The sequence below is a fragment of the Marinomonas pollencensis genome (genome assembly GCF_003387375.1).
GTDB lineage: Bacteria > Pseudomonadota > Gammaproteobacteria > Pseudomonadales > Marinomonadaceae > Marinomonas > Marinomonas pollencensis.
Genome location: NZ_QUNG01000002.1, coordinates 253,789 through 274,059 on the forward strand (window position 1 = coordinate 253,789; position 20,271 = coordinate 274,059).

Genomic DNA, 20,271 nt, shown 5'->3' on the forward strand with positions numbered 1-20,271 from the left:
TAAGAAGTTTACTCCTTGCTGGCATTCAGCTTCCTGATATAGATCAAGGTTTTTCCTATGTGGTGTTTAGCAACACTTTAGATGAGCGCTTCAAAGCTCGATATGAATCTGTTTTAATTGGCTTTTTCCACTGGTGTTCTATTTTATGTCGAGACTTCCTATTTATTTCGCCCATGGTGCTGGCGCAGGTCACCAATCCAGTGATTTTCTTCAGTTGTTTGCGTCTACCTTAATAAAGCAGCATGCACGACCAGTTATTCCTGTCACATTTGATTACATGAAACAGCAAGAGCAAACAGGAAAAAAACGACCACCTTCAAAATTCGCCAGTCTTGTGCCTGAGTTTATTGAGCAGATTTCCTCAGAAGAGAAGGTGATTGTGGCCGGTAAATCTATGGGGGGGCGAGTGGCTTCCCAACTGAGCCAACAAAGCAATGTGAAGGCGATTGTCTGCTTAGGGTTTCCCTTTTATCCACCCGGTAAGCAGGAAAAAAATCGTCTGTCTTTCTTAGCCGAGGTCAGCGTACCTTGCCTTATTATTCAAGGTACGAGAGATGCACTTGGAAAACCTGACTGGGTAAATGAACAGGTTTTTAATGACCATATTGAGATTCGCTGGTACCAAGGGGCTGACCATGATTTTAAAACCTTAAAAAAGCAAAATTTAACCCAACAACAGGTTATTGATGATCTTTCACATTTGATTGAAACTTGGCTAGCATCCCATGGATTGGACTGCTAGTTAGCACTCCCTATAATAGGGGCAATGAATTAATAAAGTGAGTAACAAAACTAATGGAACACCAAGCTGAACTCGATGCAAGCGGACTCTTGTGTCCTGAACCTGTGATGATGCTGCATGTAGAAATGCGCAAGTTAGGCGCGAAAGAGATTTTAAAGGTAACGGCAACAGACCCGTCAACCACAAGAGATATTCCAAAATTTTGTAACTTTTTAGGTCACACTTTGCTGGAGCAACTACAAGAAGGCGAGTGTTACTATTATTGGATTGAAAAGAAAGACAGTTAGTCATAAAAAAGCTCATTTCCCAACATTAGGAAATGAGCTTTTTTTCATTATACAGGAGACAATTAAGCTACTTGCAGTTTGCTGTCGCCATGTGCTTCGCCAAGTAAAGCAAGTTTATAAATGTTGTGGAAGCTTGAGAAAGTAACGTCGATGTCTAATTTTAACTGACGCGCAATATCACTTGCAGAAATCACACCGCGCACTTTCATGCTGTCTTGGTCGATAACAAGAAGGTGTTTTAATTCATTATTTTTTTGGCTATAAAGTAAAGATTCAATGTCTGCGTTTTTTAAAGAGGCATAAGACAAAGCCAATATGTCTTCTTTATTGCGCATCAAATCTGTCACCAAAAGTTCAGAACGCGTGTAGCCTTTAGCAACTTGTTTAATAAACGCTTCTTCAGATAGATCTTCTAGGGAAATGACACCAACAAAGCCATTGTTAGCATCCACGACGATTTTTAGGCGAACGTGTTCTTTTCTCATTAGACGAACCAACTCATCAGCGCGAGTGCTGGCTTCGATAACACGAGGGGCCGCGGTTTTAAAGTCTGTGAACACGCTTAAAGCGGGAGAATACAGGTTGGTATTCTCAATAGTAACAGGCCAAGTTAATGCTTCAATGCTTTTAGTAGATACGTAAGTAAGTGTTTTCATGATAGTTCTCCAAAAAATAATTTAAAAAAGTAAATTGGTGAGTTATATCAAGAAAACAGGAGGAGCCCTTGGTTTAATCCGGTCGGCTGGGGAGCTTGTAATGGGATGACGGTAAAAAGATAATAGCTTTTGCTGTTTTTTAGTTAAGGTGTTTAAAGAAAGGTATAAAGCAATATAGCTATCATCAACAGGGTCAACGTCTAAATCGGGGATGGCAGCTTCACAGACCATCTGGCTAGCTACTGGTACCCAGCGCTGCTTACTTTCCTCTTGTGCGTTTGCGCGTTGCGATAACGTCAATAAAGACGACGCAATAACGACAAGAATGATCAGTAGATGGAAGTTCATATAAAGCCTTAACTCATGATTTATATGGTTAAATATATTCTTCTGCGAAAATAAATCCAGCCTTTTTTGATACATGTCACGTATTTACACTATCCAATATCTTTTCTTAGGATGTCGTTCACTATAAGGACAAAAGGATCATGTTTGTTTACTATAAAAGGGTAATGATAGATAAAAGATTTATTACTAATACAAAAACGCCGTTCTTATTCGAGCTAAATAAGAACGGCGCTGATGCTAAATAACCGGTTGAGTCTGTTAACGCAACAGATTATTCCGCTGCTGGTATCATCACGGTCGCTTCACCAGTCACTACTGCTTTGCCTTCACATTCACAAACCGTCTTCAGTGTCACTCGACGGCGGCGTTCATTAATGTCGGTTACCGTGATTCGCGTTATTACTTCTTGCCCAATGAACACTGGAGCGCGGAATTTTAGATTTTGCTCTAGGTAAATGCAGCCAGGCCCAGGGAGGCGGGTGCCAATGGCTGCAGAAATAAAGCCGGCAGAAAGCATGCCATGAGCAATTTGTTTGCCAAACGAGGTGGTTGCAGCGTATTCAGCATCGAGGTGAACTGGGTTGGAATCCCCAGTGACAGCGGCAAAGGTGTGTACATCATCCTCAGTCACTATCTTGTTGTACTCAACACTTTGGTCGATCGATAATTGCTCTAAAGTGAAACCAGAAGTCATTGCTAATCCTTATCTTACAGTTTTTCGCTATGTTACACTCTTGGCGCTCCATTCTTAAGAGGTAATGCATGGTTAAGTTAGTGATTTTTGATTGGGACGGCACCCTTTATGATTCTATTGCAGGTATTTGTAATAGTATGCTTGAAGCAGGTGTTCGCGCTGGCGCCCCGAAAAGAGAGTATGACGACATTAAAAATATCATCGGCTTATCACTTGATACGGCCATCGAAACGGTTTGGCCTGAGCTGGACGATGCACATCGGGCCGAGCTAACCGAACACTATAAACACATTTATGTCAGTCAGGATCAAACACCACCTAATGCATATGAAGGGGTTTTGGAGCTGCTGACAAGTTTGCAAGCGTCCGGCATTCAATTGGCCGTAGCAACGGGAAAAAGTCGCCGTGGACTTAATCGTGTTATGGGCTTAACCAACACAGAGGGCTTTTTTGTTACTTCCCGTTGTGCTGATGAGGCGGTCTCGAAGCCGCATCCATTAATGCTAGAGCAAATTTTAGCAGAATTAAACCTCAGCCCAGATGAAGCCATTATGATCGGCGATACAGAATACGATTTGAAAATGGCAGCCAATGCAGGCATGCGCAGTGTTGGGGTGACATACGGAGCCCATCACCAAGATCGCCTTAAAGCGTGTAACCCACACGCTATCATCAGTGATATTAGACAACTAACGTCAATTTTAGGATTAACAACCCCATGAGCTGGACCGAAGAAGAGCAAGATAAGAAAGAATCGCAGGCGGTGTCATCATCCTCCCTGCAAGCAGAAGAACACAAGCCGGTAGACAATACGGACGCTAAACTTTGGCAGTTATTGGAAAAAACGCTTAGTGATACTGTGGTTGAAAAACGTCGTGCGAGACGTTGGAAAATTTTCTTTCGCTTTACCACATTATTTTTCATTGCCGCGGTTATTGGCGTTGCGACAGTTCAAATGACGCCAAGCACAGCGGGGTTAGACAAAGACACGGTCGCTATTATTCCCATGCGCGGTGTTATTGGCAGTGGGGCAGATATTGAAGCGTCAGATTATCTCCAGCTGTTAGATGAAGCGTATCGACGTCATAATTTAACCGGTGTTGTCATCGAAATGAATAGCCCAGGTGGCAGCCCTGTGCATGCCGGTATTATTTATGATGCCATTCGTCAAAAAGAAAGCTTATATCCTAATATTCCTGTGATTGTTGTGGTTGAAGACTTAGCCGCGTCTGGGGGGTATTACATCGCCTCCGCGGCAAATGAAATATACGCAGATAAAGCCAGTTTAGTAGGATCCATCGGAGTGATCTCAGCTGGCTGGGATGCCAGTGAGTTACTGGATAAAATTGGCGTAGAGCGACGCACCTTTACCGCAGGTCGTAATAAGGATTTTCTGGATCCTTTTGTGCCTATGAGCAAAGAGGGTAAAGAAAAATGGCAGGCTGTATTGGATGAAACCCATCAGCAATTTATTCATGCGGTGAAAGTCGGCCGAGGCGAGCGCTTAACCATCACAGATGATGTTTTCTCTGGAATGGTATTCACTGGCGCGCAAGCAGAACAGATCGGGTTAATTGATGGTTTGAGCAGTGCGCACAATCTACTAAAAACACGCTTTGCAAATGCCACTCCAATTGTTTTCGCCCCTGAACATGATCCATGGGAAAAAGTGGCTAAAGAATTTGGTGTGCAATTTGCAACTAAGATTTTAACGAGTTTTTCCTTGCACTAGTCTAATCGATAGCAAGTATATAAAGCCCTCAACCATGGACGTGCAGCTTGGGGGCTTTTTAACAGAGAAAACTATTTAAATGATAAAAAAGATAATATAATGACTTAATTGATTATTAAACAAGTAGGTGATTCATCATGGCTCGTAAAGCAAACATCGCAAGAGAAGAGATTCATCAAGCATGCTGGGATTTATTGGAGCAGAATCATTTTCCTAATATTCCACGTATTGCTGAGTATTTTCTTAACAAAGATGGCCGTCATGCATCAAACACCACGCTATTGAATGCCATTAGTGAATGGGAAGAGACCTACAAAGAGTACCAGCAGCATCAATTAAAAGAGTTAAGCGACGCTCTTCAACCTGCTTTTAATCATTTTTCCCGTGAAATCACACAAACTTTGGGAACACTACTGGACGAAAAACAGGTCGATTTAGAGCAACAGCAAGCGCTCAAAGAAAATGCCACTCACCAAGGTTATCTCTCATTAAGCAATGAACTTTGTGAAACTCAAAATGCCTTAGAATCGGTAACTGAAGAAAAGCAGCAGCTGGAAATGAAGCTGCAAAGTCTTATTACCAAACAGCAAGCCCTTGAGCAACGCAACGAAGACTTGGTTGCGCAAAATAAAGTGATTGAAGCGCAGAGCAAGCAAGCGCAAAAAGAAAGAGATGAGCTTACTCTAAATTTATCGCAAAAATCCGTAGACCTAGCCAAGCTTGACAATAAAATTACCAGTTTAGTTGAAGAGAATACACAACTTAAAGAGCAGCTTAAAAAGCAGAGCGCTGAATCTGAAAGACAAGATCGAAACCAGCTGGAAAAATTAACCCGACAAATGGAAGAATTCGCTTTATCCATTGCTCAGATCCAGCTCAAGGATAGAGACCAATAGCAATAAAGGCTATAATGCCGCTTCGTTTTACCCTAGACATGGCCAAATCCTAATGAGCAGTAGACAATCCGCAGTTCGCGACTTAAACACCATTAAAGACTTTATTCGCTACAGCTACAGCCGCTTCCAACAAGCGGATCTTTTTTATGGTCATGGCACGGATAACCCTTGGGACGAGGCCGTTCATTTGGTTATGGGTGGCTTAAGTTTACCGCTTGATTTCGACCGTGACATGTTAGATTGCGCGATCACCTACAACGAAAAAAAACGCCTGCTCAAGCTTATCGATACACGCATCAAAAAACGTGAGCCATTGCCTTATTTGTTGGGCGAAGCCTGGTTTATGGGACTTCCATTTAAAGTAACAAAAGACACCTTGATCCCAAGATCACCCATTATCTCGTTGCTTGAAAGTGAATTTTCCCCATGGCTAAATCAATATCCTGCTAGCATCCTAGATATGTGTACTGGCAGTGGCTGTTTAGGTATTGCTGCTGCATTGGTGTTTGATGACGCCATGGTTGATCTCACTGACATTAGTGACGCAGCGCTAAAAGTGGCCAATGAAAACATTGCGCTTCACCAGGTTGAAGAGCGTGTCCAAACGATTCACTCTGATATGTTTGCAGCATTAACAGGCAAAAAATACGACCTTATTATTTGCAATCCTCCCTATGTGGATCAACAAGACTTTCAACAAGCGCCTGCCGAGTTTCATAATGAACCCCAGCTGGCCCTCACCTCAGGCGAAGACGGTCTACACTTTACTCATCAGTTTCTCGCACAAGTTGCAGACTATATGAACGATGACGCTATATTGGTGTACGAAGTAGGTAATACTGAGGTTGCATTACAAGCTGCCTACCCAGATACTCCTTTTATGTGGGTTGAATTAGAGCAGGGCGGAAACGGGGTTTTTATCCTTACGAAAGAACAACTTAACCAACTATTACACGAGCAACAGTAGCATTATGTCTGGTAATACATTTGGAACACTTTTTAAAGTCACCACCTTTGGTGAAAGTCACGGCCTTGCATTGGGCGCTATCGTAGATGGCTGCCCTCCAGGCATTGAAATATCTGAAGCAGATTTACAGCGCGATTTAGATTTACGCAAGCCTGGCACGTCAAAACACACCACACAACGCCGCGAAGCAGATGAAGTCAAAATTATGTCTGGCGTTTTCGAAGGCAAAACCACCGGCACACCGATAGGTTTAATCATTGAGAACACGGATCAGCGCTCTCGAGATTACGGTAATATTCAAGATACCTTCCGCCCAGCCCACGCCGATTACACTTACGATCAAAAATATGGCTTTCGTGATTATCGCGGTGGTGGACGTTCGTCTGCACGCGAAACCGCAATGCGTGTTGCTGCAGGTGCGATCGCTAAAAAATACCTAAAACAAGAATTTGGTATCGAAATTCAGGGCTTCTTGTCGCAACTTGGTCCAATCAAGTTGGAAGTGAAAGATTTAAGCCAAGTATACGAAAACAGTTTTTTCAGCCCTGACCCTGATGCCATTCCTGAACTTGAACAGTACATGACCGCGTTGCGCCGCGAAGGCGATTCTGTTGGCGCGAAAATATCTGTTATCGCAAAAAACGTCATGCCAGGGCTTGGCGCACCAGTATTTGATCGATTGGACGCTGATATTGCCAAAGCCATCATGAGTATAAATGCTGTAAAAGGCGTTGAGATCGGTGATGGTTTTGATGTTATTGAACAAAAAGGCAGTCAACATCGTGATGAAATGACCCCTGAGGGATTTCTAAGTAATCACGCAGGTGGTGTTTTAGGTGGTATTTCTTCTGGACAAGATATTATTGTTCATATGGCATTAAAGCCTACTTCTAGCATTACGATTCCAGGAAAAAGCATCAACCGCGCTGGCGAAGCTATTGATGTGATTACCAAAGGTCGCCATGACCCTTGTGTTGGAATCCGTGCAACACCTATCGCAGAGGCAATGATTGCATTAACTATTATGGATCATCTATTAAGACACAGAGCCCAAAACGCCGGTGTCAGTTGCCCAACGCCAATCATTAACTCGCAAGCCTAAATTTAGTCAGACTTACCAAAGCCGCAGCCATTGACTGCGGCTTTTGTTTTTTAAAGGAGTGCCTCATTCTATGTCTCACACAGTAATACGAATTTTAGTAGCTTCAAAAAATCCTGTAAAAGTAACCGCTGCGCACCAGGCCTTTAGTCAAGTTTTTCCAAATCACACCATTCATTGTGAAGGCGTTAATGTTGACTCCGGTGTTGCCGATCAGCCAATGACAGAATCTGAAACTCGCTTAGGGGCACAAACACGGGTACGCAACTGCATCGATATGGACACGGATACAAAAGAAGATTATTTTGTCGCTATGGAAGGAGGTGTTGATCAGTTTGAGGAGGGTGCCGCCACTTTCGCGTATGTTTGTATTTCTGGTCGCGATAAAACAATTCATACTGGCCGCTCTGCTAATCTTCCACTGCCTAACTCAGTTTATCAGCGTTTGGTTTGTGGTGATGAACTCGGGCAGGTAATGGATGATGTCTTTAAAATGGAAAACATCAAACAGAAAGGGGGAGCAATAGGGGTGTTAACCAACAACCTAGCAACCCGAGAAAGCACATACACCCAAGCACTCATACTAGCAATGGCCCCCATACTTCACCCTGATTTGTATGTTTAAGGATAAAATTGATAAATGAATTACGATTGGATTATCTTTGATGCGGATGAAACGCTATTTCGCTTTGACAATTTCTCTGGCTTAAAGCACATGCTGGCAAAATACGGCGTAGACTTTAATGAAAATGACTTTGAAGAATACCAAGCCATTAATAAACCCTTGTGGGTAGAGTATCAGAATGGCGCTATTTCAGCGAAACAGCTCCAAACACGCCGTTTTGAATCATGGTCTAAGCGCTTAAACACATCGTCAGAACAGCTTAACCATCAATTTCTGGAATCCATGGGCGAGATCTGTGAACCTTTACCTGGTGCAAAGGCATTAATGACGCATTTAAGTGAAGAATCTATTAAAAGCATCATTATCACCAACGGATTTACCCAGTTACAAAAAGTGCGCTTGGAACGGACAAGGTTTGATCAATATTTTCCCCATGTGATTATTTCTGAAGAAGTTGGTGTGGCCAAGCCACATTTGGCTATTTTTGATCATGCACTTAATAAAATAGGCAATCCAGACCGTAAAAAAGTATTGATGGTTGGTGACACGCTTGAGTCGGATATCTTAGGCGGTATAAATGCCAAGCTAGATACATGTTGGTTAAATCATCACAATAAAACGCATCCAGAACATATCAAACCCACATACCAAGTGAATTCACTGCATGAGTTGTTGGCAAAACTTAAACAGAGTCGTGTGAATTGAGAAAACGGTGGCGTTATCCATTAGCTGGTAACGCCATAACATAACTTAATCAATAAAGATGAAATACAACAATTGAACAGGTGTTTTTATCTCTGTTATTTCCGATAAATGTTATTATCGGAAATAGTGTATATTAGTACTTCTGCTGGTAATTATGGCTAAATTAACCTTGTTCAGTTCAAATCGCTTATATTAGATGCTTTAATTTATTTCCCTGACTGTGTCTCTCTGGACTATCTGACTCTTCCATTCCTTTGATGGTTTCTAGGTTTTATCTAAACACCCTCATCAACAACGAGTGACTTCGTTGGCAAGAAAACCCACCACAATATCCTGGTGAACAATTCCTGAGGGATAGCAACGGATGCGTGGAAGAGAAAAATCATTGGCTGTTTGGCTGTTTGGCTGTTTGGCTGTTTGGCTGTTTGGCTGATGGTATGGCGAAACCAATCTGTGCATTTTAATCCTGATGCGGCTTTGTGCTTCGTCATTTATTCAAATACTCAAACTCTTTAAAGGCTTCAACGAGATTAACGCATTTTGTCACTAACCGCCGATGGCCTAAAATCAGCTAGTACGGCTTGTGTTAATCATCCGTGTTAAGTTCACTTTCTAATTAAATAAGGTAAATATCCCACAGTTCATTGCGCATCTATTCTGAACCAGATCTATTTCACCTAATTTCTAAAAAGCCAGTTCACTTTGTTGGATACGCTTTCCCAATTTAGTGCACATCAATTTAACCTTACTAAAACGGATAAATTGATACCCGAAACTCAGACATGTAGCACTTACTTAATCAATATCAGTGTGATGTTTATGCCGGCTAGCAATGAATGAACATCATTGCTGTGCTTATAAGCTCCTACATATGATGTCTGGCATAATAATGTAAGCGCCCTCCATTCAGTTTTTTTGTTCTGCTGAATGTTTTCATCATACAAAGCTTGAATATTCACAGTAAAATATTCAAGCTTTGTATCCATGTTTACGCCTCGCCACCCTATTAAACTGATTGAAAAGAATGACAAAGTTTACATTTTATCCATGACTAAACACCTTCCTTTGATCAAACTCATCAGCGCGAAATCATTGATAAAAAGTATTAATACTCCAGCAATTTCTTCCTTTAATGCATGTTTACTGTTGGTGTTTTTTTCTTAAGACCATTATAAAAAATGCAAACAGGCCCCCTTTTTCATTTTGTCTGCTCTTATTTTTAGGCTAAAGTGATGCTAAAATTCATTAAAAGAGATGAAAATACTACAATCTTTCTTTATATGGTGAGCTATTCGCCCCACTAACTAATACACTAAAAGTGCTAATGCTTTTCTATTTAGCGGTTAATCGCTTATTTCATATCACACATTCGTTATTAGCAGCGAGCTTGTTTCTGGCTGTCAATAACCAGTCTTAATGATGTGTTATTCATCAATACTACTGAGCGTCGTATTCCCTAAAGCGCCTAATTTTAAATAGCACAGAGCACCTTCTTCGCCGGCATAAAAATTCTCAGGGTAACCGCTAGGTAATCGTAACCAAGAGTCTGCTTTGTAACGCGTTTTTTCTGAAGTTAACGCTCCCGAGAGCAACAATATTTCAGCACCAGAAAACTTACTATTAAACAAGCTTGCACCTGGTTTTAAACGTTCAAGGCTCACTTGCTCATGGTCGTTTTTGAACAAAAGGCAATTTTCTCGATCTTTCTCCTGACGCCATAATGAAGGATCAGCTGTATTTAATCGAATCAACTGATCATCACTGGGTGACATTTGCCAAAGTTTTACAAAGATAACAGCGCCTTCTTTGCTGTAAGGCGTGTGCTCAGAGCCTGATGGACTGCGAAGGTAGTAACCCGCTGGATAATCGTGTTTTATGCCGTCGCTAGTCTGCTCAGAAAAAGTCCCCGACAATACAAGAATTTCTTCACCTCCAGGGTGAGTATGACTGGGAAAATAAGAGTTTGCAGCGTACCGAACAATACTCGTTGCTCGCGCTTTTTCTGCCCCAACTCGGTCCAACATGACCCTTTCTACTCCATTTTGAGGGGACTTAACCCATTGGTATTTTTCAGCTTTAACAGCACAAAATTGAGAAAAATTAGCATTAATGCGCATATATGTTACTCCAACAAACGCCAAACTAAGGTGCTTTGACTATAAGTGCCACATGAATAAGTGGCAAAATTAACCTTGCTTACGAGTTAGCGTCTAACTAACAACATAGGGAATTATCAACGGCTTCACCCTAACTGACAAACCCTATAACTTTAATAATAACGAAACAAGAATTCTGCTGAAAAATGAGCTATTGCGTGCACCTTAGTCGTAGTTTCTATCTCGTTGAGAATGCTATTTTTCTGCACATTTATACCGATTGGTCAATAATTGTAAAGCCTGTTTAGTATTTCACTCATTGTAATTACAATTGATTGTCCTTTTTCTCTTTAATATAAAAACAATCTAATGACAGGGACTTTAACTGCCTTCAATTCCTCTAAAAATACTGATAACTACGCATAAAAAGGGCTAGCAAATATGGTTGCATCAGAAAAGTCAGCAAAGAATGATTTATTTGTTTATCGGTTTTTACTCGTTCAAATCCCAATTTTGTTAGTGAGTGGCTTAGTTGGTAGTCAGCTTTTACTCTTTACTTTCATCAGTGCACTGCTGTTGTTTGTACTGACTCAATGTCTATACAGTTTCTATAAAGGCAAAACCGCTTTTTCCATTGGTTCTGGTATTTTGGCGATGCTGACTTCCTCTGCTTTAATTCAAAGCCAGCTAGGCATGGTTGAAATGCACTTTCATATTTTTGCTGCTATGGCTGTTTTTTTAATTTATCAAAGCTGGAAGCCAATTATTGCAGCACTGGCTACTACTGCGATTTATCATGTTAGTTTCATGTTTATACAAATGAGCGGGGCCAGTGTGTATGACATGCCGATTATGGTGTTTGCTGGCTCTCACAATACCTGGGTAATGATAGTGCACTGCGTGTTTGCTAGCTCTGAAGCCTTTATATTGATTTATATGGCTCACCTGATGAAAAAAGAGTCTTTATCTAACATTAATATTGCCAATGCCATAGAGACTATTTCCGATAATAATGATTTGTCCGTCCGCCTAACCAACCCGGTTTCCCATGCTGAAATAACTTTAAACCAGCTGCTTGATAAAATGGTCAGTTTGTTTAATGACTATCAGCGTATTGCTCATGAATTGGTACATAATAGCAAGCAAATCCAGCAGATTAGTGAAGGCGTCAAAGAGCATGTTGTGATCGGCAATAAGCGTTCGGAATTTATCTCCAGTTCCTCTAATGACACAGCACAAGCCATGACATCCATCGCCGAAAGTAGTACTCAATCGGCTCAATTAATCAATGAGCTAGAAAAAGGGATTTTGGGCGACAGCCAAAAAACACGAGAAATCCGGGAAGACATGCAACTTTTGTCGCAAAATAGCGCATCAATCTCTGCTGCCCTAACCTCATTACATTCTGATGTGGAAGCGATAAATACCCTATTAGATTCTATTCGTAGTATTTCAGAACAAACCAACTTACTTGCATTAAATGCTGCGATTGAAGCAGCAAGAGCAGGCGAAACAGGCCGTGGTTTTGCGGTTGTTGCGGATGAAGTAAGATCCTTAGCGATTCGCTCTAGTCACTCTACAGATGATATTGAAAAGGTGCTGGCTAATCTAAATAGCAGCGTTAATACAGCGCTTACTTCAATGGCATCAGGTAGAGAACAAACCGCAATCAGCGTTGAGCACGTTGATAAAATATCCAATGCTTTATTAGAACGAGCCCAAGTCGTGCATAACGCGGTCTTATCCAGCCAATCGATTGCGGAACACTCCGTACAACAAGAGCAAACCGCTTCTCGCGTCAATGAGGAAGTACTGGCAAACGCTCAATCTATGCAATCATTAACCAAGTTAATGTCTAAGCTACAACAAAGCAGCTCAGACATTAATACCATCACAACAGAGTACGAAGCTAAAGCGAATCTATTTAAAACCCGCTAATAACAAAAACGCTGAGCCTTGAGGCGAGATAAAATCGCACTTAAGTCAGCGCCTTGTTACTAGATTGTCCTGAGATAGTTAGATTTTAAAACGCGCGACTAGATTATCTAAGCCGCTAGACAAATGGCTTAGCTCTTTACTTTTCTCTGCCAATGCATTGGCGCCAGCCACGCTGGTGACGACGGCATTTTGAATACCTGTGACATTTTGGGCCACGTCTTCGATGGCTGTAAGTTGCTGCTCCGTGGCGAAAGCCACTTGTTGATTTAACGCATTCATATTATTAACTTGTTGGTCTACCACAGTTAATGATGAAGCCGCTGTTTGCATGGAAGTCACGGCATTATGGGCTCCCTGTTGACCCGCATTGGTTGCTGCTAATGCTTTTCTTGACTCTGACTGCAATTGGTCAATCATCAACTGAATTTCGTCCGTTGATTGAGATGTTCTTTTTGCAAGATTACGAACTTCATCAGCGACGACAGCAAAGCCTCGCCCTTGTTCTCCGGCCCGCGCCGATTCAATCGCAGCATTTAATGCCAATAAATTCGTTTGTTCGGAAATATTGCGGATGACCTCTAAAATACCGCCAATTTGTTCTGAGTTATTGGCCAATTCAGTAACAATAAGTGCTGTTTTTTCACTCTCTAGTGCTAAGTTTTCGACTGTTTGTTTCGCCGCGGTAACAAGGCTTAAGCCTTTTTCTAACTCGGTATCCACTTGCTTTGCAGTTTGGGCAGCCATCGCCGCATTGCTAGAAACGTCGCGAACAGAAGCCTCTACTTCATGAATGGCTGATGCCACCATAGCGGTTCTATCACTTTGCGATTTAGCATCTTTTAGCAATAAATCGGAAGAAGACAGTACACTGTGAGACGCGTCATTAAGTGCCTTGCTGGTCTGCATAACTTGTTTCACCATGTTTTGTATCACACTGACAAAGCGGTTAAAACCATTACCGATACTGGCAAGCTCGACCGGGCCATGGCTGTCTAAGCGATGACTAAGGTCGCCCTCTCCTTCGCCTATGTCTTGTAAATTATTGGCCACTACTTGAAGCTGTTTCACCAACTTAGAGCCAATAAAAAAGGCTACTAAGACGCTTACTATGCTGAGTAAAATCCCCATTAGAAGTAAAGAATTACCCATCGAGGTGACACCACCAAAAACAATTTTGTTAGGAATCTCAGCGACTAGAATCCAGTCCATGGCAGGAATATATTGGCTTGCCAGTACCGAATTTTTACCCATGACAATGTTCAGTCCGCCTTGTTTAAGTAAAGCTTGACCTACTTTTTGACCGTATAAGTCAGTGACCTTGGTGTTTTCCAATAAGTCTTCATTACGATGTACTTTTAAGGTGCCATCAGCAGACACCAAATAGACAAAACCGCCCCCATTAAAGGTGAAGTTATTTAAGTAATCGGACATTTTGTTGAGATTCAGACCAAAGGCAGCCAAACCTAGCCCATTAGGGTTTTGATAATTAACAAAGAGCTTTATTTCACCGGTATTCGCATTGCGATAAACACTGACGTCTTCTGTTTTAGATGAATCTGTAAAGTCAAAAAACCAACTGTCTTGTGCGGGTGTCAAGGTACGCAGAAAACCGTCTTGGTTCCAATACTGTGCGCTAGATCGATCAGCCCAAGAAGCGGTATCTAACCCGAGTTGCTGTTTAGTATTGTTTAATAATTCCACCACCTCTGATTCGCTCGATTTTGGGTGGCCCTGTTTTGCCCAAGCTAGGATCATTGGGTTATTCGCTAATAATTTAGCATTTGTTGCTAAGCGCTCTATCTGATTTTCTACTTCATTTTTAATCTGCGCGATTTGTGCCGGAAGTTCGGTCTGTGTAGTACGCTTTAACATGGCGTCTCTTGCTTGATAAAAGCTGAGAATCCCCATGGAAATAGTGGTGATCAATACCACGATGACGAATGCATAAATGAGACGTAATTTTAATGACACTATGTGAATCCTTTTACAAAAAATATGCGAGCAATACTCGATTCTGACCAAAAAGTCAGCATCGAGTATTTTAATAAAATATGGCTTAAAATGATGCACCATATCCTAGGATTTTTAATAGAATCCTGCTGATATTTGGCATAGCACCTTCCAATATACGAGCTATGATGGAGGCTAAAGACAGACTAAAAGAGAGAAGCAAGCACGAAAAAAAAGAAGACGAGTAGAGCCAATATAAGAGGCGCTAAAAAGTGATCATAGGTGCAAGGAAGTTGCCTCCAAGCAGTTAACTATGATGCGTGAATTCAATATGAAGGATAACGCAACGTCAGTTGCCCGATAAAGTTAGCGTCTACGCAACCAACGGATGACCACATCCAAGCCCGTCAACCGTTGGCAACAAGACGAACTAGGCTGATGCCGCTTGCAATTGCGTTTTTTCCAGCTTTCTATTGAGCAAAAGCAATAATAACGCCGCCACTGATAATAAGGCCGCCGCACTAGGGATCCAAGCGTAACTAAAGCCAAGCGTAATAACTGCGCCACCTAACACAGCCCCGAGAGCATTGCCTAAGTTAAATGCACCAATATTAATGGAAGAAGCCAAGCCTGGTGCTTCATCAGCAATTTGCATCACTTTCATTTGCACTGCAGAACCGCTACCAAATATCACCACACTCCATAAGAACACCATGATTGCCGCGCTGATAGTGCCGCTTGCCACGACGCTAAATAAAAACGCCATAATAATTTGCGCAATAAAGGTAATAAACAAAGCATAATCAGGCGATTTATCCGCAAGTTTGCCACCTATGTAATTACCGCAAGTAAAGCCCACTCCCGCTAATGACAACATAATCGCAATGGTATTTTCAGATGCTCCCGCAAGCATATGCAAGATAGGCGCTATATAAGTGTATAAGGTAAACATGGACCCAGCCAATAGGATGGTTAACGCAAACGCACGTAACGCCGCAGGCTGAGCGATCGACTTAAGTTCTTTGCGCACATCGGGTTTTTCGCTCACCGGCATTGCAGGCAAACTACGCACTAAGCCAATAATGGCAATTAGCCCCAACACAGCGGTTACAGCAAACGCCACTCGCCACTCAATATTTTGGCCAAGCCAAGTGGTGATTGGAACGCCAATGATATTGGCAATGGTTAAGCCTAATAACATGGAGGCAACCGCAGAACCTTGTTTGCCCTTTGGTGCTAAGCTCATGGCTACCAGTGCACCAATACCAAAAAAGGCACCATGGGAAAGGCTCGTAACCACTCGCGCTAACATTAAGATTTCATAGTTAGTCGCGAGTGCCGCTAAAGTGTTACCAAGCACAAAAACCCCCATCAGCGCGATCAATGCATTTTTGCGGCTAAAGCGAGTGAGATACAAGGTGATAATTGGCGCGCCAATCATAACACCTACGGCATAAGCACTAATAAGTAACCCAGCAGTTGGTATAGAAACATCAACCCCTTCAGCAATGACGGGTAACAACCCCATTGGCATAAATTCAGTTGTACCAATACCAAAAGCTCCAAGAGCGATGGCAAAAATTCCCCATTGGTAAGCTTGCATAAACTGTTAAATTTCCCTGTTGTGAGACGGACAATAAAAAAAGGAAACCAGATGATGGTTTCCTTTTCGTTAAATCGATGTATGACGATATCTTATCAATAAAGTCGATAAGCTTTCAGCTTCTTTACTAGCGAAATAGCCATATCATTATTTATTCCCTTGTATTGGGCGTGGTGCTTTGCCACAACAATGGGGCACATGATTTAAGTTATCACGAATATTCTGTTCAACTTGGCGAGCCAAATGCAAACGCCAGCGGCAAAACATGCCACCTTTAAGCTGCATTTTGACGGCTTCAAGCCCAGCTATAATGTCTGACAGAGAAACTAGCAATGCATCATAATGCACCAAGATACGTTGTTTCTTCCACTCTACTTGAAGAAATTTAATGCCTTGTTGCTGTTGCCAACACTGAAAAAATTCATTGGCTTTTTGCTTCGAGCAATCAACAACACGCAATGAGACTTTTGCCAGTGCCGCTGTGTTCGAATTTGCCATACCAACCTCCTGTTTAATCCTCTTTACTGGGTGCCCAAAACCACCACGCAATCAAAACGATTAATAACACACCTAAAATATTTACTAATACACTCATAGCCTCTCCTATCTATCTTGATTGCTGTTGTCAGTAAGACGAGACACAAAGCGGCGTAGACGATTGGCGTTCGCCACCACAGTAATAGAGGACAAAGACATAGCAGCTCCTGCGATGATTGGACTCAGCAACCATCCAGTAAATGGGAATAACACCCCGGCGGCCAAAGGAATACCTAAGCTGTTATAAGCAAATGCACCCCAGAGATTTTGTTTAATGTTGCCTAACGTTGCCTGACTCACCTCGATAACTTGCGCCACGCTTGTCAGATCACTTCGAATTAACGTAATGTCGGCACTTTCCATCGCGACATCTGTGCCCGCGCCCATGGCAAATCCAACGTCCGCTTGCGCCAAGGCAGGCGCATCGTTAATGCCATCACCTATCATGCCAACCACTTCACCTTTGGCTTGCAATGTGCGCACCCAATTGAGTTTGTCATTGGGCATTAGCTCTGCATGGAACTCATCAATGTTTAGCTTATTGGCCACCAATGCGGCACTATTTTTATTGTCTCCAGTCAGCATGATGACTTTTAGTCCCGCCTTCTGGAGCGTTTTAATGCCGCTTTCTGAGCTTGCTTTTATCGGGTCTTCAATACAGAAAACTGCCAGCGCTTGACGACGATTCGCAAGATATACTTTTGTACTCGCTGCGTATTTTTCGTTCACCAACGCCAAACTAGAAAGATCAATGTTTTGCTCTTTTATTAAGGCCTCGTTACCCAAAAAAAAGGTCTCTCCCTGAATCTCAGCTTGTAAACCACGACCCACGATGGACTCAAAATGAGACGTTTCATAGGTGTCTTGACTGGTTACTTCAGCGTGATCTATCAAGGCGTTGGCCAATGGATGATTGGCCCCTTTTTCCAGCGAAGACACCAAGGTCGCGAGATGGGTTTCATCCTCGCCTGAAGCAAGCACTTGATGTACTACCTTAGGTTTGCCTTCTGTAATGGTGCCAGTTTTATCCAACACTATCGTGGTTAATTCACTCGCTCGTTGCAACGACTCACCATTGCGAATTAACCCCCCGTACTCTGCCGCTTTCCCTACGCCTATCATGGTTGAAATGGGCGTGGCTAAGCCTAATGCACAAGGACAGGCTATGATCAATACCGACACAGCAGCAACCATCATATGAACCATCACAGGAGCTGGCCCAAAGTTGAACCAAGCCAATGCAGCAAGCGTCGCCAATATCATAACGCTGGGAACAAACACCGATGACACTTGGTCGGCCAGACGGCTAATGGGCGGTTTTGAATTTTGTGCCGTTCCAACCATGTCAATAATTTGCGCCAGCAAGGTGTCAGACCCTATGCCTGTGGCACGATAGGTTAACGAGCCTTTACCATTGATTGTTCCTGCCGATACCTTGTCTCCTGGGTGTTTCTCGATAGGCACAGGTTCGCCAGTTAACATGGATTCATCCACACTTGATTGACCGTCACTCACTAGCCCATCCACAGGAAATTTTTCGCCAGAGCGAACGCGAACCACATCGTCAATCTGAATCTGTTCAACGGCTAAGGATATTTCTGAGCCTTCGCGTACCACCATGGCAAATTTTGGGCGAAGGTCCAATAAACGGCGTAACGCAGCACTGGTTTTACCACGCGCTCGCACTTCAAGCGCTTGGCCTAAATTGATTAAGCCAAGAATCATCACACTGGCTTCAAAATACAAATGACGCGCGTTTTCAGGAAACACATAGGGGGAAATAATGATCGCCATAGAATATAACCACGCGCTAATGGTACCTATCGTGATCAGGGTATCCATATTCGATTGACGAGATTTAAAAGCCCGCCATGCGCTACGGTAGTAATGCTTACCTGATACCGACATAACCAATAAGGTTAACGCGCCAACGAGGCCCCAGGCTAATCGTTGCCCTCCGGTTTCAACCATCATGTTGCCACCCAGCAAACCGTAAAGCATCAAGGGCACCCCCACGAGGAGCCCTAGCACTGCATAATTTCGTTTGTCATGAAATTCTTTTCGTTCATTTTGCTGGCGATCTTCATCCGCTTTATCCGCATCTTCAATCAAAGACGCGCCATAGCCTGAAGATTCCACCGCTTTGATCAAGGTCTCTGCATCTGTCAAAGACGATACTTGCGCGGTACGACTGGCAAAATTCACTTCGGCTTTTTCAACACCGGAAACACGATCCAATGCTTTTTGAATGGTATTCACACAGCCTGCACAGGTAATACCAGTCAAAGAAAACTGATATTGATGAGCGTGCTCATTGCCTGCTTTTTGATCTTTTGTAGAGCGTTCTTTTTCCACTGCGGGCGGTATTGGGGTGCTGTCTGGCTCCACTGCGGATTCTAATGATTGAGCCACCTCGATATAATCCCCAAAATACTCATAGCCTGCATCGATAATGGCATCACCAATGCGTTGCTGAGAAAGCGCCGTAGTCACCTCAAGGCGATTCGCTTTAGGCTGCCCGTCTACTTGGGCCTCTGCGTCTAATGACTTAATGCTTTGGCGTATTTTAGTGACACATTTCTGGCACGACATGCCTTCCACGGCCAGTTGATAATGGGCTTGCTGTAAGGTTTCTTGTTCCGTATTTACCACACTCACTTGGGTCTCGAAATCCCCTAATGTCTGGTAACCTGCGTCACGAACACATGACTCCACCTGCTCTTTAGAAAGCCTTGTTTTCACTTCAAGACGATTGTCAGCAGGTGTGCCAAGCACTTGAGCATTGGCATCTTGGTGTTGAACTTTCTGTCTAACTTTCGAGACACAACCTTGGCAAGACATGCCGCCTACGGCCAAATCCAAGGTGATTGTGTCAGGGCTCGCTATTGTTTCATTATTATCTAACATATGGCCCCCCTATTGCTCGCTATGATCATCTTTGTTGTCTTCCCACTCTTCTATCAAACAACAAATAGAATGACCATTGGGAGTGCCATTTGGCATGCTTTCCCAGCTCATCAGCGCCGCTTCCATGGTTTTTAAATGGGCTTGCAACTGGGCAATTTTCGCCTTGGTTTCAGGGACTTTCTTTTCCAGTAATTCACGTACCATAGGGCACGGTGAGTCACCGCTATCGGCTTGCTGTAGAATGGCTTCGATCTGCTTTAAGCTAAACCCTAAGGTACGGGATTGCTGAATAAACTGCATTCGAGTGAAGGCGGTATTATCATAAATTTGATAGCCGTTATTGGGATCGCGTTCTGCATGAATTAACCCTAAGCGCGTATAGTGGCGCACGGTTTCACTGGTTACATTGGCTTTCTTAGCTAGGTCGATAACACGCATAAGCACTCCTTCATACATTTGATCTAATAACCATTATTGTAAAACCTACTG

Annotated in this window: 20 protein-coding genes; 10 read left to right on the top strand and 10 right to left on the bottom strand. The window is 42.8% G+C overall.

The genetic code is table 11. From position 1 onward, the window contains the following. Positions 1 to 145: 145 nt before the first annotated feature. Positions 146 to 742 (top strand): alpha/beta family hydrolase, encoded by a 597-nt coding sequence (locus tag DFP81_RS04095; protein ID WP_115896490.1) that lies wholly within the window; start codon positions 146 to 148, stop codon positions 740 to 742. A gap of 53 nt (positions 743 to 795) precedes the next feature. Beyond that, positions 796 to 1,029: a sulfurtransferase TusA gene (gene tusA / locus DFP81_RS04100; RefSeq protein ID WP_115896491.1), complete on the top strand. Its 234-nt coding sequence runs from the start codon at positions 796 to 798 to the stop codon at positions 1,027 to 1,029. 62 nt (positions 1,030 to 1,091) lie between these two features. On the opposite strand, the gene DFP81_RS04105 is transcribed toward tusA, so the two are convergent. The 3 genes from DFP81_RS04105 to DFP81_RS04115 all read right to left on the bottom strand — a co-directional run bounded on the left by DFP81_RS04105 (position 1,092) and on the right by DFP81_RS04115 (position 2,727). Continuing rightward, positions 1,092 to 1,685, bottom strand: a complete 594-nt coding sequence (locus DFP81_RS04105; RefSeq protein WP_115896492.1) for a CBS domain-containing protein — start codon at positions 1,683 to 1,685, stop codon at positions 1,092 to 1,094. Between the two features lie 42 nt (positions 1,686 to 1,727). Then, positions 1,728 to 2,033, bottom strand: coding sequence for a hypothetical protein (locus DFP81_RS04110; protein ID WP_115896493.1), 306 nt, complete (start codon positions 2,031 to 2,033; stop codon positions 1,728 to 1,730). A gap of 271 nt (positions 2,034 to 2,304) precedes the next feature. Beyond that, the gene (locus DFP81_RS04115; RefSeq protein WP_115896494.1) at positions 2,305 to 2,727 is read right to left on the bottom strand and encodes a MaoC family dehydratase; all 423 of its coding nucleotides are present in this window, start codon (positions 2,725 to 2,727) and stop codon (positions 2,305 to 2,307) included. A 68-nt stretch (positions 2,728 to 2,795) separates the two neighbouring features. On the opposite strand from DFP81_RS04115, the gene DFP81_RS04120 reads away from it, so the two are divergent. The 7 genes from DFP81_RS04120 (at position 2,796) to yjjG (ending at position 8,751) form a co-directional block, all read left to right on the top strand. After that, complete coding sequence (locus tag DFP81_RS04120; protein ID WP_115896495.1) at positions 2,796 to 3,449, top strand: HAD family hydrolase; 654 nt, start codon at positions 2,796 to 2,798, stop codon at positions 3,447 to 3,449. After that, positions 3,446 to 4,459: a S49 family peptidase gene (locus tag DFP81_RS04125; RefSeq protein WP_115896496.1), complete on the top strand. Its 1,014-nt coding sequence runs from the start codon at positions 3,446 to 3,448 to the stop codon at positions 4,457 to 4,459. Before DFP81_RS04120 ends, DFP81_RS04125 begins: the two co-directional genes overlap by 4 nt. Before the next feature lie 137 nt (positions 4,460 to 4,596). Beyond that, the gene (locus DFP81_RS04130; protein WP_115896497.1) at positions 4,597 to 5,355 is read left to right on the top strand and encodes a hypothetical protein; all 759 of its coding nucleotides are present in this window, start codon (positions 4,597 to 4,599) and stop codon (positions 5,353 to 5,355) included. 52 nt (positions 5,356 to 5,407) lie between these two features. Next, positions 5,408 to 6,322, top strand: coding sequence for a 50S ribosomal protein L3 N(5)-glutamine methyltransferase (gene prmB / locus DFP81_RS04135; RefSeq protein WP_115896498.1), 915 nt, complete (start codon positions 5,408 to 5,410; stop codon positions 6,320 to 6,322). A gap of 4 nt (positions 6,323 to 6,326) precedes the next feature. After that, a complete protein-coding gene (gene aroC / locus DFP81_RS04140; RefSeq protein WP_115896499.1) occupies positions 6,327 to 7,424 on the top strand; it encodes a chorismate synthase in 1,098 nt (365 codons plus the stop codon). Positions 7,425 to 7,494: 70 nt separating this feature from the next. Continuing rightward, positions 7,495 to 8,046, top strand: a complete 552-nt coding sequence (gene yjjX / locus DFP81_RS04145; RefSeq protein WP_115896500.1) for an inosine/xanthosine triphosphatase — start codon at positions 7,495 to 7,497, stop codon at positions 8,044 to 8,046. 15 nt (positions 8,047 to 8,061) lie between these two features. After that, the gene (gene yjjG, locus DFP81_RS04150) at positions 8,062 to 8,751 is read left to right on the top strand and encodes a pyrimidine 5'-nucleotidase (protein ID WP_115896501.1); all 690 of its coding nucleotides are present in this window, start codon (positions 8,062 to 8,064) and stop codon (positions 8,749 to 8,751) included. 275 nt (positions 8,752 to 9,026) lie between these two features. Here yjjG and DFP81_RS04155 read toward each other — a convergent pair whose 3' ends face one another. Then, positions 9,027 to 9,242, bottom strand: coding sequence for a hypothetical protein (locus DFP81_RS04155; protein WP_115896502.1), 216 nt, complete (start codon positions 9,240 to 9,242; stop codon positions 9,027 to 9,029). Positions 9,243 to 10,175: 933 nt separating this feature from the next. Then, positions 10,176 to 10,868 (bottom strand): cupin domain-containing protein, encoded by a 693-nt coding sequence (locus DFP81_RS04170; protein WP_115896505.1) that lies wholly within the window; start codon positions 10,866 to 10,868, stop codon positions 10,176 to 10,178. Positions 10,869 to 11,288: 420 nt separating this feature from the next. Here DFP81_RS04170 and DFP81_RS04175 point away from each other — a divergent pair, with 420 nt between their 5' ends. Further along, complete coding sequence (locus tag DFP81_RS04175; protein ID WP_115896506.1) at positions 11,289 to 12,785, top strand: methyl-accepting chemotaxis protein; 1,497 nt, start codon at positions 11,289 to 11,291, stop codon at positions 12,783 to 12,785. 78 nt (positions 12,786 to 12,863) lie between these two features. Here the strand turns inward: DFP81_RS04175 and DFP81_RS04180 are convergent, their stop codons facing one another. The 5 genes from DFP81_RS04180 to DFP81_RS04200 all read right to left on the bottom strand — a co-directional run bounded on the left by DFP81_RS04180 (position 12,864) and on the right by DFP81_RS04200 (position 20,220). After that, complete coding sequence (locus tag DFP81_RS04180; protein WP_115896507.1) at positions 12,864 to 14,756, bottom strand: methyl-accepting chemotaxis protein; 1,893 nt, start codon at positions 14,754 to 14,756, stop codon at positions 12,864 to 12,866. Positions 14,757 to 15,165: 409 nt separating this feature from the next. Beyond that, a complete protein-coding gene (locus tag DFP81_RS04185; protein ID WP_115896508.1) occupies positions 15,166 to 16,338 on the bottom strand; it encodes an MFS transporter in 1,173 nt (390 codons plus the stop codon). Positions 16,339 to 16,485: 147 nt separating this feature from the next. Further along, positions 16,486 to 16,836 (bottom strand): hypothetical protein, encoded by a 351-nt coding sequence (locus DFP81_RS04190; RefSeq protein ID WP_115896509.1) that lies wholly within the window; start codon positions 16,834 to 16,836, stop codon positions 16,486 to 16,488. Positions 16,837 to 16,941: 105 nt separating this feature from the next. Then, positions 16,942 to 19,782: a heavy metal translocating P-type ATPase gene (locus DFP81_RS04195; RefSeq protein WP_115896510.1), complete on the bottom strand. Its 2,841-nt coding sequence runs from the start codon at positions 19,780 to 19,782 to the stop codon at positions 16,942 to 16,944. Positions 19,783 to 19,791: 9 nt separating this feature from the next. Next, positions 19,792 to 20,220 (bottom strand): MerR family DNA-binding protein, encoded by a 429-nt coding sequence (locus DFP81_RS04200; RefSeq protein WP_115896511.1) that lies wholly within the window; start codon positions 20,218 to 20,220, stop codon positions 19,792 to 19,794. Between the last annotated feature and the right edge of the window lie 51 nt (positions 20,221 to 20,271).

Coding starts and splice junctions, on each gene's coding strand:
- DFP81_RS04110 (WP_115896493.1), bottom strand. CDS start 2,033: ATGAACTTCCATCTACTGATCATTCTTGTCGTTATTGCGTCGTCTTTA.
- DFP81_RS04105 (WP_115896492.1), bottom strand. CDS start 1,685: ATGAAAACACTTACTTACGTATCTACTAAAAGCATTGAAGCATTAACT.
- DFP81_RS04185 (WP_115896508.1), bottom strand. CDS start 16,338: ATGCAAGCTTACCAATGGGGAATTTTTGCCATCGCTCTTGGAGCTTTT.
- DFP81_RS04095 (WP_115896490.1), top strand. CDS start 146: ATGTCGAGACTTCCTATTTATTTCGCCCATGGTGCTGGCGCAGGTCAC.
- DFP81_RS04170 (WP_115896505.1), bottom strand. CDS start 10,868: ATGCGCATTAATGCTAATTTTTCTCAATTTTGTGCTGTTAAAGCTGAA.
- DFP81_RS04195 (WP_115896510.1), bottom strand. CDS start 19,782: ATGTTAGATAATAATGAAACAATAGCGAGCCCTGACACAATCACCTTG.
- aroC (WP_115896499.1), top strand. CDS start 6,327: ATGTCTGGTAATACATTTGGAACACTTTTTAAAGTCACCACCTTTGGT.
- DFP81_RS04115 (WP_115896494.1), bottom strand. CDS start 2,727: ATGACTTCTGGTTTCACTTTAGAGCAATTATCGATCGACCAAAGTGTT.
- DFP81_RS04120 (WP_115896495.1), top strand. CDS start 2,796: ATGGTTAAGTTAGTGATTTTTGATTGGGACGGCACCCTTTATGATTCT.
- DFP81_RS04175 (WP_115896506.1), top strand. CDS start 11,289: ATGGTTGCATCAGAAAAGTCAGCAAAGAATGATTTATTTGTTTATCGG.
- DFP81_RS04130 (WP_115896497.1), top strand. CDS start 4,597: ATGGCTCGTAAAGCAAACATCGCAAGAGAAGAGATTCATCAAGCATGC.
- prmB (WP_115896498.1), top strand. CDS start 5,408: ATGAGCAGTAGACAATCCGCAGTTCGCGACTTAAACACCATTAAAGAC.
- tusA (WP_115896491.1), top strand. CDS start 796: ATGGAACACCAAGCTGAACTCGATGCAAGCGGACTCTTGTGTCCTGAA.
- DFP81_RS04200 (WP_115896511.1), bottom strand. CDS start 20,220: ATGCGTGTTATCGACCTAGCTAAGAAAGCCAATGTAACCAGTGAAACC.
- DFP81_RS04125 (WP_115896496.1), top strand. CDS start 3,446: ATGAGCTGGACCGAAGAAGAGCAAGATAAGAAAGAATCGCAGGCGGTG.
- DFP81_RS04190 (WP_115896509.1), bottom strand. CDS start 16,836: ATGGCAAATTCGAACACAGCGGCACTGGCAAAAGTCTCATTGCGTGTT.
- yjjG (WP_115896501.1), top strand. CDS start 8,062: ATGAATTACGATTGGATTATCTTTGATGCGGATGAAACGCTATTTCGC.
- yjjX (WP_115896500.1), top strand. CDS start 7,495: ATGTCTCACACAGTAATACGAATTTTAGTAGCTTCAAAAAATCCTGTA.
- DFP81_RS04155 (WP_115896502.1), bottom strand. CDS start 9,242: ATGACGAAGCACAAAGCCGCATCAGGATTAAAATGCACAGATTGGTTT.